This window comes from Saccharothrix sp. CB00851 (assembly GCF_001905065.1).
Classification (GTDB): Bacteria; Actinomycetota; Actinomycetes; order Mycobacteriales; family Pseudonocardiaceae; genus Actinosynnema.
The window spans coordinates 49,135-61,446 of record NZ_LWLC01000056.1; the positions used below are offsets into that span (position 1 = coordinate 49,135).

Genomic DNA, 12,312 nt, shown 5'->3' on the forward strand with positions numbered 1-12,312 from the left:
CCCCGCGCTCGTCGGCGCCGCTCGGCTCGTGCCACTGGCGGCGCTCTTCTCCCTACAACAGGTAGGGCTTCGTGTCATCCCGCCGACCTGGCTTTGCCCTACCGCACGTGTCAAGGGCGGCGCGTCCAACTTCGACTGTCACTTCACTGGGACCGCGCGCCGCCCTTGACACGTGTGGTAGCCCGGAGGGAGGTCGGTGGGATGACACGGAGTCCGGGACCACGACCCAACAGGGGGTTCCCGACGCAACCAGACGGAGACGGAACCGGGGGATGTCATCCTGCTGATCTGCCCGTCCGGCGAGGACAGCTTTTGATCTTTACCTCCGCCGCTCACCTCTGTACCTACTAGTATGTACACTAGTAGGCGTGAGCTCTGCCGAACGCCTCATCGAGAGCGCCAGGGAACTGCTGTGGGAGCGCGGCTACACCGGCACCAGCCCGAAGGAGATCCAGCGTCGGGCCGGAGCCGGGCAGGGCAGCATGTACCACCACTTCACCGGCAAGCCGGCCCTCGCGCTCGCCGCGATCAACCGCACCGCCGACGAAATGCGCGTCAAAGCCGAAAACCACTTCACCGCCTCCGGCACCGCCGTGGAACGGATCACCGCCTACCTACTGCGGGAACGGGACGTCGTCAAGGGATGCCCGATCGGGCGCCTCACCCAGGACCCGGAGGTCATGGCCGACCCGGGCCTCCGCGCGCCGGTGGAACAGACCCTGTCGTGGCTGCGCGACCGCATCGCCGAGGTCCTGACCGAAGGCCGTGAACGCGGCGAACTGGCCCCGGCCCTGGACCCGCGCACCACCGCCGCCACCGTGGTCGCTGTCCTGCAGGGCGGTTACGTGCTGGCCCGCGCCGCCGAGTCCACCGCGCCGTTCGAGCAGGCGATCACCGGCGTGCTGGACCTGCTCGCCGCCCACACCTCCCAGCCGGCGTCCGGCCGACCACCGAGCCCGAGCAGGAAAGGCGACGACCTTCCGTGTACGCCAAGCAGTACGAGATCACCCTGCCCGCCGACTACGACATGACGACGATCCGCGAACGGGTGGCGGCCGGCGGCCACGCCCTCGACGACCGCGCCGGGCTGGGCTTGAAGGCCTACGTCATCCGCGAACGCGGTATCGGCGGCTCGCCGGTCAACCAGTACGCGCCCTTCTACCTGTGGCACGACACCGGCGCGATGGCCCACTTCCTGGTCGGTGGCGGCGGGTTCCAGAACATCATCCGCGACTTCGGGCGTCCGACCGCTCGCCACTGGACCGGTATCGCCTGCCATGCCGGTCCCGCACGAGCGACGACTCCCAAGGCGGCCTCCCGTCTCCTGACCCCCATCCCCGCCGACACGGCCGACGGTTCCGGTCTGGCCGAGTGGATCGGACGGGAAGCCGGAACAGCTCGCGCGCTCGCCGACCGCGACGACGTCCACACCGTCGCCCTCGCCTTCGACCCCCACCACTGGCAGCTGATGAGGTTCGTCCTGTGGCACAACGCCGTCGCACCGGGCGAGCCGGCCACGGAACGCTACGAGGTGCTCCACCTGTCCGCCCCGGGACTGGCCGCCCTGCCCGCAGGCCGGGCCTGGTAAGGGGGTCGTGACGAGGTCCGGCCACCGTGCGCCAGGTCCGGGCGGGTGAACCGCCCCACCACCCGGGAACCGGTGGCAAGGTGGCCTGGTGGCTGTCGCAGGAGGGACCGAGCCGCCCGCAGTGGCGCACAACGAGCTGACGGCCGTCGTGGGCGGCGCGGTCGTGCAGGCCGGGGTCGTGCACGGCGGGGTGCACGTGCACGGGGCACCGCCCGCCGGTCCGCCCCGGCAGTTGCCCGCGAAGCCGGCGGCGTTCGTCGGTCGCGAGAGCGCGCTCGCCGCTCTCGATGAGACACTGGACGACGGAGCGCACCGGTCCTCGGCGATCTCGCTCATCGGCGGCGCGGGCGGGATCGGGAAGACGTGGTTGGCGTTGCGGTGGGCGCATCGCCGGCTGGAGCGGTTCCCGGACGGGCAGTTGTTCGTGGACCTGCGCGGGTTCAGCCCGAAGGGCGGGCCGGTGGCGCCGGAGACCGCGGTACAAGGCTTCCTGGCCGCGCTGGGCGTGGAACCCGGCCGCGTCCCGCCGGACCTCGACGGGCGGGCCGCGTTGTTCCGCAGCGTCACGGCGGACCGGCGCCTGCTGGTCGTGCTGGACAACGCCGTGTCCGCCGAGCAGGTGGAACCCCTGTTGCCCGGTGGCCCGTCGTGCGCGGTGGTGGTCACCAGCCGCCGGATCCTCAGCGGGCTGGTCGCCCGGCACGGCGCCCGGCACCTGCCGCTGGACGTGCTCGCCGACGACGAGGCCCGCGCCGCGCTGGAGTCGCGCCTGGGCGGGCCGCGCCTGACCGCCGAACCCGCCGCCGTCACGCGGTTGCTCGCACTGTGCCGCGGGCTTCCGCTGGCGCTGGCGATCGCGGCCGGGCGTGCCCACACGAACCCGGACCTGCCGGTGGCGCACCTCGTCGCCGACATCGACCAGTCCGGCACGGCCGCCCTGGACGACGACGACCCCACCGCCAGCCTGCCCGCCGTGCTCGCCACGTCGTTCCGCGCCCTCACCGCCGAGCACCGGCACGCGGTGCGCCTGCTGGCCCTCGCGCCCGGCCCGGACATCGGCCTCACCGCCGCCGCATCCCTCCTCGGCCTGCCGCCCGACCGGACCGCACGGGTCCTGCGCGCCCTGCACGAGGCATCGCTGCTCGACCAAGGCGTCCACGGGCGCTACCGCATGCACGACCTCATCCGCCGCTACACCGACGACTCCGCCCACGACCTGCCGGCACCGGAGCGGGAGCGGGCCTTGCGGCGCGTGGTCGACCACTACCTGCACACCGCCCACCACGCCGACCGGCTGCTGTACCCGCACCGCGAACCCGTGCGGCCGGCACCGCCGACACCGGGCACCCTCGTGCCCCGATTACCGGGCGAGGACGAGGCCATGGCCTGGTTCGACACCGAGCACCCCAACCTGCTCGCCGCGACGCACACCGCCGCCGCCGGTGGACGGCACCACGCCGTGTGGCACCTCGCGCGGGCGCTGGACACGTTCCACTTCCGGCGCGGCCACCGCGACGACCGCGTGGCCGTCTGGCGGGCCGCCCTCGACGCCGCCGAGCACCTGCCCGATCCCGCGGCCCGCGTCAGCGCCCACCGCAACCTCGGCATCGCCTACGCCGTCCTCGAACAGCCGACCCGGGCGATCACGCACCTCGACCGGTCCCTCGCCCTGGCCGAACAGCACGACGACCCCGTCCAGCAGGCCCGCACCCACCAGATGCTCGGCTGGACGTGGCACCGGCGCGGCGACTTCCGCCGGGCCCTGGACCACGCCGAACGAGCCTTGGCCCTGCACGACCGGCTCGACCGACCCGTCCTCCGGGCCGACACCCTCAACCAGCTCGGCTGGTACGCCGCCCACCTCGGCGACCACGACCGCGCGCACGACCACCTCCGGGCGGCACTGCCCCTGCACCGGCGGCACCGCAACCCCGACGGCGAAGCCACCGCCCTGGACGGCCTCGGCTACGTCGACCACGTCCGCGGCCGCCACCGCGACGCCGTCCGGCACTACGAGCGGGCCTTGGCCCTGCGCCGCCGACTCGGCCACACCTACGGGGAAGCCGAGATCCTCGAGCGCCTCGGTCACGCGCACGCCGCCCTCGGCGACCGCGACCGGGCCGACCGCTCCTGGCGGGACGCGCTCGACCGGTACCGGCAGCAGCAGCGCGACCACGACGCCGAGCGGATCCGGCGGTCGCTCACCACGACGGGGCACGCGGCCGACGCCTACCGCCTGGCACCGCCGCGGTGACGCGATCCGGCCGCCGCGTATCAATTGGGCGTGGCCGGGTGATCCGGTTGGTCCGCCGCGGGCTATTGACGAATACCACGCCGACCGAGAGTGGTCCGCTGTGGCTATGTTGGGTAGGTGAGTTCGTGTCGGTCCGGCGAGTCGACCGATCGTCGCAGGTCAGGAGGGACGAGGGGGTTGGTGGTCCGATGTCGGCGGCCGAAGGTGCGGCGGACGCCATTCCCCATCCGGTGGAATGGGTCCCGCGGTGTGGACTTATTCCCGGCTCGAATCCGCATTCACCCTCGAATTCCGGCGGCGATGGGCGGCAACGGTGACGGGTGTGCCCGTCCCCATCAGGGTGGAACTGCTGGGCACGGTCAGGGCGTGGCGCAACGGGGTCGAGATCGACCTCGGGACCGCCCGGAGGCGAGCGGTGTTCGCCTTGCTCGCCCTGCGGGCCGGGCAGGCGGTGTCCAAGGACGAGCTGATCGACGGTGTCTGGGGTGATTCGCCGCCCGCGACGGCGGCCGCCGGCCTGCACACCTACGTCTCCGGGCTGCGCCAGGCGTTGGAACCCGACCGGCCGAAGCGGTCGACCGGCGTGGTGCTGACCTCGGCCGGGTCCGGGTACTGCCTGCGCGTGCCCGTGGACGGCGTCGACGTGCACCGGTTCGAACGCCACCGGGAACGGGCCAGGGAGCTGGCCGACCGCGACCCCGGGCTGGCGTTGGCCGAACTGGACCAGGCGCACGCGTTGTGGCGCGGTGAAGCGCTGTCCGGGGTGTCGGGGCCGTTCGCCGAGTCGCAGCGCACCCGGCTGCACGAGCTGCGGCTGGCCACCGCGGAACGACGTGCCGAGCTGGCCCTGGTCGTCGGGCGGCACGAGGACATGATCGCCGACCTCGCGGCGCTGACCCGGGAGCACCCGGTGCGGGAAGGGCTGCGCGCCCTGCTGATGACCGCGCTGCACCGCGCCGGCCGGCAGGCGGAGGCGTTGGAGGTCTACCACGACGCACGGCGGGTGCTCGTGGAGGAGCTGGGCATGGAACCCGGCGCCGCCCTGCGGCAGGCGCACCGGATGGTGTTGGAGGACAAGGCCGACGACGTGCCGGCGCCCCGGGTCGGCGCCTCGCCGATGATCCGACCGGCCGTGTTCGTCGGCCGGGACGAGGAGTCGGACCTGCTGCGGGCGGCCGTGGACGACCTCGCGGCCGGGTTCGGCGGCGCGGTGTGGGTCGGCGGCGAGCCGGGCGTCGGCAAGTCCGCCCTGCTGGCCACCGGCCTGTCCGGCGCGGTCGAGGCCGGGTGCCGGGTGGCGTGGGCCGCGGGCGACGAGTTCGGGCCGCGCACACCGCTGCGGGTGCTGCTGGACTGCCTCGACGTCACCGAGTCCTCTCCCGACCCGCGCCGGGCCGCGCTGGCACAGGCGTTGCGCGCACCGGCCGACGCCTCCGACGACCCGGTGCCGCTGGTGGTCGAACGGGTCCTCGGCCTGATCGACGAGCTGTGCGCGGAGGCGCCGCTGGTGATCGTGGTGGACGACCTGCACTGGGTCGACGAGGCCAGTGTCCTGCTGTGGCACCGTCTTTTGCGCGTGGTGCACCGCTCGCCGCTGCTGCTGGTCGCCGCCGCCCGACCGGTGCCCCGCCGCGCCGACGTGGAGCAGGTGCGCCGCACGGTCGCCGCCTCCGGTGGCCGGGTGGTCGAGCCGGGGCCGTTGTCGGACGAGTCGATCACCGCGATGCTGACCGGGCTGCTGGGCTCGCCGCCCGGCCGGAACCTGCGCGCGCTGGTCGGCCTGGCCGCCGGGAACCCCCTCTACACCAAGGACGTGGTCGACGCGGTGATGCGCGAGGACGCGGTCCGGGTGGTCGACGGCGTGGCCGACGTGGTGCCGCGACCCGACCGCGAGATCCCCCGCTCGCTGGTGTCGGTGATGACGCGCCGGCTGGGTTTCCTGTCCGCGCCGACCACGGACGTGCTGCGCTCGGTGGCGTTGCTGGGCGACGAGTTCGCACTCGGTGACGCCGCGACGGCGCTGGGCCGCACGGTGTCCGACCTCGTCGCCGCCGTGGAGGAGGCCACCGCCGCCGGTGTGCTGGACGACGGCGGGCCGAAGGTGGCGTTCCGGCACCCGCTGGTGCGGCAGGCGCTGCACCTGTCCGTGCCCGCCGGTGTCCGGGCCGCGCTGCACCGCCAGGCCGCCGGAGCCCTCGCCGCCGCCGGTGCCCCGGTGGAACTCGTCGTGGGCCAGCTCGCCGCCGCACCGGGCATGGTGGACGAGTGGGCCGCCGGCTGGCTCGTCGCGCACGCGGCGGCGCTCGTGGACCGCGCCCCGGAACGGGTGGTCGGCCTGCTCCGCGCCGTGGTCGCCGAGTCCGCTGTGGACGCCGAACACCGGGAGCGGCTGGCCGCCCTGCTGGCGCGCGTGCTGTTCTGGCTCGGCAAACCGCCCCAGGCGGCGGCGCGGTACGTGCTGGCCCGCACCAGGGACGCCCACCGGGCCGCCGGGATGCGCTGGATCCTGGCCCACGCCGCCTACCGCGACGGCCAGGTCACGGCGGCCGTGGACGCGTTGCGCGCGGCGGTGGACGACGAAGCCGTGCCGCCGGCGTGGCGGGCGCGCCTGGAATCGCTGCTGGCCGTGGTGCAGCGGGACGGCCTCAACGACGTGGACGCCGCCGAGGAGACCGCGCGCCGCGCGTTGCGGCGCGGCGAGGAAGCGCACGACGACTTCGCCGTCGCCCACGCGCGGCAAGGGCTGTGGCAGGTCAGCACCGTCCGCCGGGACCACGTGCGGGCGCTGGAGCACGTCGACCGGGCGTTGGACCTGATCGCGCCGCACCCCGGCTTCGGCATGCTGCGGCTGGGGCTGCTGGACAACAAGGCGTTCACGCTGCAGAACCTGGACCGGCTGGACGAGACCGACGACGTGCTGCGCGCGGCCCGTGACCTGGCCGGGTCCGGCGGCGCCGGACCGCACGTCACGACCGCCGTGCCGGACTACTGGCGCGGCCGCTGGGACCGGGCACTGGCGGAGGCCGACGTGGTGCGCGACGACCCCGGCCGCATGGTCTACGGGCTGCGCGAACGCGGACCGGTGCTGCTCGTGCTCGGCGTGGCCGCGCTGATCGCGGCCCGACGCGGCCTGACCGGGCTCGCCGAGGACTGCCTCCGGGCCGCCGCCGGACAGCCGTTCGTCATCCTGGCCGACCGGGAGCACGGCGACTTCCTGCTGGCCGCACGGGCGGTGCTGGCCGAGGGCGCCGGACGGCCCGAGGAAGCGTTCGCCGTCCTCGCACCACTGCTGACCTCGACACCGGGGCACATGGTGCTGCGGCACCAGTGGCTGCCCGACCTGGCGCGACTGGCCGTGCGCACCGGGCGGACCGACGTGGCTGAGCGCGCGCTGGCCGGGTGCGTCGAGGAAGCGGACAGGGAACGGGTGCCCGGCCGGGCGTTCGCCGCCGAGGCCCGGTGCCGCGGACTGGTGCACGGCGACCCGGGCCCGGTGCTCGACGCGGTGGCCCGGTACCGGGCGGTGGGCAGGCCGGTGGAGTTGGCGGGGGCGTTGGAGGACGCGGCGGTGTTGTTGGCGGCACAGGGGGACCGGGCGGCGGGCGACGCGGCGTTCCGCGAGGCGTTGACCGGTTACGAGAGCCTGGGCGCGGTGCACGACGTGCGCCGGGCGCGGGCGCGGATGCGTGACGCGGGACGGGGGATCGGGTGGGCGGGCTGAGTGACGGCGGGCGGTAGTGGTCGAGGTGGTGCGGTGCTCGGGCAGGGTGGTGGACGAGAGGTGGATCGCGGGATGACGGGCGCGTTGCGGGTCGAGCTGCTGGGCACGGTGCGCGCCTGGTCCGGTGAGCGGGAGGTGGAACTGGGCTCGTCGCGCCCACGTGCGCTGTTCGCGATGCTGGCGCTGCGCTCCGGTGGCGTGGGGCGTGACGAACTGGTGGCGGGCGTGTGGGGCGCCGACGCGCCGCCCACGGCGGAGGGCAGCGTCCACACCTACGTCTCGACGCTGCGCAAGGCACTGGAACCGGACCGGCCCCGGGGAGCCGCCGCACGGCTGCTGGTGTCGGTCGGCTCCGGCTACCGGCTGCTGGTGGACGGCGGGCTGGACGTGGCGGCGTTCGAGTCGTTGCGCGACCGGGCCAGGCGCCGGCTCACCGACGGCGACCCGGTGGCCGCCCGGCAGGCGCTGGACGAGGCGCTGGCGCTGTGGCGCGGTGAGGCGCTCGCGGGGCTGACCGGCCCGTTCGCCGAAGCGCAGCGGCGCAGGCTCGGCGAGGCACGGACCACCGCGCGGGAACTGAGCGCCGAAGCCGCGCTCGCGTCCGGCGCGCACGCCGAGGTCGTCGCCGAGCTGACCGCGCTGGTGGCCGAGGAACCGCTGCGGGAACGGGCACGCGAGCTGCTGATGCTGGCCCTGCACCGGTCCGGGCGCAGCGCGGAGGCACTGGAGGTGTTCCGCGACGCGCGCCGCGTGCTCGTGGCGGAACTGGAAGTCGAACCGGGACGGCGGCTGCGCGCCGCGCACGAGCACATCCTCGGCGGCACGGACCCGGAATCGGTGACGCCCGCGCGCCGACCGGTCGCCGTGACGCGGACCGCGCGCGAGCCGGTCGACCCGACGCCGCGTGACGCCGAACTGGTCGGGCGGGACGTGGAGCTCGCGGCCGTGCGGCGCGCGGTCGACGACGTCACCACCGGCACGGGCCGGTTGCTGTGGATCGAGGGCGAGATGGGCATCGGCAAGTCGGCGCTGCTGGCCGCGCTGCTGGCCCAAGCCGACCTGGCCGGGCACCAGATCGCCCACGCCGTGGCCGACGAACTCGGCAGCCGGTTCCCGCTGCGGCTCGTGCTCGACTGCCTCGGCGTCGAACCGCGCTCGCCCGATCCGAGGCGGGCGGCGACCGCGCGGGCGCTGCGCCAGGAACGGCCCGCCGGGTCGATCTTCGCCGACTCCGACCCGGTGTTCGGCGCCGTCGACCGCCTGGTCGCCCTGGTGGAACAGCTGTGCGCGGACGGGCCGCTGGTGTTCGCGCTGGACGACCTGCAGTGGTCCGACGAGACCAGCACTCAGGTGTGGCACCGGCTGTCCACGGTGGCACGACGGCTGCCGCTGCTGCTGGTCGGCGCGGCCCGACCGGTGCCCTACCGGGCCGAGGTCGCGCGGCTGCGCAGGGACGTCGAGTCCGGCGGCGGCGCGGTGCTCGACCTCGCCCCGTTGGGTGATACCGAGGTCGCGGGCCTGGTCGGGCGTCTCGTCGGCGCGTCGCCAGGACCGGGGTTGCGCCGCATCGCCGCCCGAGCCGGCGGCAACCCGCTGTACGTGCGCGAGGTCGCCGACGCGCTCGTCCGCGAACGCGTCGTCGAGGTCGACACGGGCGTGGCGGACGTCGCCGTGCACGCCCTGGACCGAGTGCCGCTGTCCCTGGTGTCCGCGGTGACCGGCCGACTGGACTTCCTGTCCGACCCGACCCGCGAAGTGCTGCGGTGGTCGGCCCTGCTCGGCGGCGAGTTCGCGGTGAGCGACCTGTCGGTGGTGCTCGGCACGCCGGTGTTCGACCTCGCGGCACGGCTGGAGGAGGCCATCGCGGCGGGCGTGCTGCGCGACGCCGGTCCCCGGATGGCGTTCCGGCACCCGCTCATCCGGCAGGCCCTGTACGAGGGGACGCCCGCCGCGCTGCGCACGGCCCTGCACCAGCAGGCCGCGCAAGCGCTCGCGGCGTCCGGCGCGCCCGTGGACCACGTGGCCGAACAGCTGCTGGCCGCGTCCGACCAGGTCGGCTCGTGGGTGGTGGACTGGCTGGTCGCGCAAGGTCCGGCGCTGGTCTACCGGGCGCCGCTGGTGGCGGTCGAGCTGTTGCAGCGGTGCCTGCGGTCGTCGGTGGCGCGGGACGAGCGTGACGCGACGTTGATGGCGCACCTGAGCAGCGCGCTGTTCCGGATCGGGCGGGACGCGGAGGCCGAGGAGCACGCGCGCCGGGCGTTGCCTCGACTGCGGTCGCCGGACCTGATCGCGGAGGTGCGCTGGACGTTGGCGTACATGCCGTACCGGGGTGCGCGGGCGGAGGAGGCGGTGGCGGCGTCGCGGGAGGCGTTGGCCGATCCGGTGCTGTCGGACATGTGGCGGGCCCGGCTGCTGTCGTTGCTGGCGTTGGTGCAGCGGGCGGGCGTCGGTGAGCTGGACGGTGCCGAGGCCAGCGCGCGGGCCGCGATCGAGGCGGGGGAGCGGGCCGCCGACCCGTTCGCCATCGGCCAGGCGCTGGAGGTGCTGTGGCAGGTGGAGGCGGTGCGCCGCGACTACCCGCGTGCCGTCGCGTACCTCGACCAGGCGCTCGACGTGGTGGGGACCGATGTGGCGTTGACCGACCTGCGGTTGTTGTTGCTGGACAACCGCATCTTCACGCTCCAGTGCCTCGACCGGCTGGAGGAGGCCACGTCGGCGTTGCGGACGGCGTTCGACCTGGCCGGGCGGGGGACACCGGTGGCGGGCCTGCACCTGGCCGCCGCCGTGCACCAGTTCTGGCTCGGCGGGTGGGACGAGGCGGTGGCGCGGCTGGAGGCGGTCATCGGTGATCCGGAGTTCACCGGGTTCGGGCTGCGCGAAGGCGGGCCCGTGCTGCTGCACGGCGTGGTCGCGCTGATCGCCGCCCACCGGGACGACGGCGCGCGACTCGACACCCACCTGACCACCGGCCTGACGCTGCCGCTGGTGACCGAGGCGTACCGGGAGAACTGCGACTTCCTGGTGGCGGCGCAGGCGATGGCGGCGGCGCGCGAGGGTGACCACGCCGGTGCCGTCGAGGTGCTCGGCACGATCCTCGACACGCGTTACGCGGACATGATGCTGCGCCACCAGTGGCTGCCCGAACTGGTGCGGCAGGCGTTGGCGTGCGGCGACCTGGCCACGGCCCGCGCCGCCGTCGAAGCCTGCGAAGCCGAAGCCGCCCGCGAGACCAAGGCCGCCCGCGCCGCCGCGGCGGCCCGACGGTGCCGGAGCGTGCTGGCCTCCGACCCGGAAGGCCTCGTGCCGGTGATCAGCCACTACCGGTCGGTCGGCAGGACCTTCGAACTGGCGCAAACCCTGGAAGACCAAGCCGTCCTCCTCACCCACCGAGGACAGACCGTGGAAGCCAAGGGCATCGCCGCCGAAGCCACCGATCTCTACCGAACCTTCGGCGCCCACTGGGACATCCGCCGCACCACCACCCGCATCTCGGAAGCCCACTGACCACCCCCACCTCCATCTCATGCCCCCACCCGCGTCATCCCCCGTGCCGCGACCGGTCGCCGCAGCCCGGCCGGAGTCGCTTGGGAGACCGTCGCATGCCACACCGACCGGACCCACCGCACCCCGTGCCTCGCACTTCGGCCCGGTCGCTGGGGCCGGCGGGCGCCTGGACCGAGGGCCGACGCCTGGACCGAGGATCGACGCCTGGACCTCGCGGACCGCTGGGCTGGTTTCCCATGCCGGGCGGGACGCAGAGGGACCCCGAGCTGGGCGGAGATTGGGCGTTGGATCCCGCAGGTGGCTGGGTCGTTCCCCGTGCTGGGCTGGCAGTGGCGGGCGCCGGGCTGGGCGGATGCCGGGTGCTGGATCGCGCAGAGGGCTGCGCTGCGGCCGGATGCCGGACCCGCGAGTGGGTTGGGCCGCCGAACAGGGCTGTGTTTTCGTCGCCGGTCCGGACCAAAGCTGGGCCGCAAACGAGCTGGGGCCTGCCCGCCGGTGTCCGTGGCCGAGGCAGGGCGCGAGCTCGGCGAGGCGCTTGGCCTTCGGCCAGGGCTGCGCCCCGCCGGCGCCTGAGTCGCAGCGAGGGCCGGGGCCGTGGCGGCCGGGCGCGGCCAGGCCGGGGGTGCCGCCTCGTGGGCGCGGTCGGAACTGGGTTCCGTGAGCGGCTGCGTTCCGCTGCGTCCGGGCCGAGGCCGGGTCCCGCGAGCGGGCTGGGGCGCGTCCGGGGCTGGGTTCCCATGCCGCGCTGGGCGCTGGGCTGATGGGCGCCGGGCGCGGTGGTGCGCTGAAGCGCTGGGCACCCGCCGGCCCGTGCTGCGACAGTTGGCCGGTCGCGGCTCGGCGCCGTGCCGCGTCGCAGTCCGCCGGCGAGCGTCCGTCGCGGAGCGGGCGAGTCCGGCATGGGCTCTGGCCCTGGCCGCGGCTGGGCGCCGCGTCGTGGGCGTGGTCCGAGGGCTGCGTCCTGCGTCGCTGTCGCGGGGCGCGGCCTGAGGTGAGGCAGCGGCCTGGCAGCGGCTTCGGCTCGGTGGTGGCTTGGGCGCGGCTGAGGCGTCGCTGTGGTAGCGGCGGTGGCTCGGCAGTGGCCTGGGCTCGTCGGCGGCGTCGGGTGTCGGTCGGCGTCGGGTCTCGGGCTGGCGCCGAGGGATCCTTTTTCCGGGCCGTGGCGCCACACCTTCTTTTCCCGGCAACAATTCTGGCACTTCCATTCATCCCCGAAGCCTGTGCCACTTTTGGGTGATCTCGGCG

At 74.8% G+C, this 12,312-nt stretch carries 4 protein-coding genes and 1 pseudogene; all 5 read left to right on the forward strand.

Going from position 1 to position 12,312, the window contains the following annotated elements; translation table 11 throughout:
- Positions 1–368: 368 nt before the first annotated feature.
- Positions 369–923 (forward strand): annotated as a pseudogene (locus tag A6A25_RS37505) (TetR family transcriptional regulator); the annotation flags it as partial.
- Positions 924–982: 59 nt separating this feature from the next.
- Positions 983–1,588 carry a DUF4865 family protein gene (locus A6A25_RS37510; protein ID WP_073898577.1) on the forward strand — a complete coding sequence of 202 codons (606 nt, stop codon included), beginning with the start codon at positions 983–985 and terminating at the stop codon, positions 1,586–1,588.
- 88 nt (positions 1,589–1,676) lie between these two features.
- The gene (locus tag A6A25_RS37515; protein ID WP_241829126.1) at positions 1,677–3,842 is read left to right on the forward strand and encodes an ATP-binding protein; all 2,166 of its coding nucleotides are present in this window, start codon (positions 1,677–1,679) and stop codon (positions 3,840–3,842) included.
- Between the two features lie 322 nt (positions 3,843–4,164).
- Entirely contained in the window at positions 4,165–7,563 is a 3,399-nt protein-coding gene (locus tag A6A25_RS37520) for a BTAD domain-containing putative transcriptional regulator (protein WP_241829127.1), read from the forward strand.
- Between the two features lie 72 nt (positions 7,564–7,635).
- Positions 7,636–11,067, forward strand: coding sequence for a BTAD domain-containing putative transcriptional regulator (locus tag A6A25_RS37525; RefSeq protein ID WP_073898585.1), 3,432 nt, complete (start codon positions 7,636–7,638; stop codon positions 11,065–11,067).
- Positions 11,068–12,312: the final 1,245 nt, after the last annotated feature.

Bases quoted from the DNA above. Each gene is read 5' to 3' on its own strand.
- A6A25_RS37525 (WP_073898585.1), top strand. From the start codon at position 7,636: ATGACGGGCGCGTTGCGGGTCGAGCTGCTGGGCACGGTGCGCGCCTGG.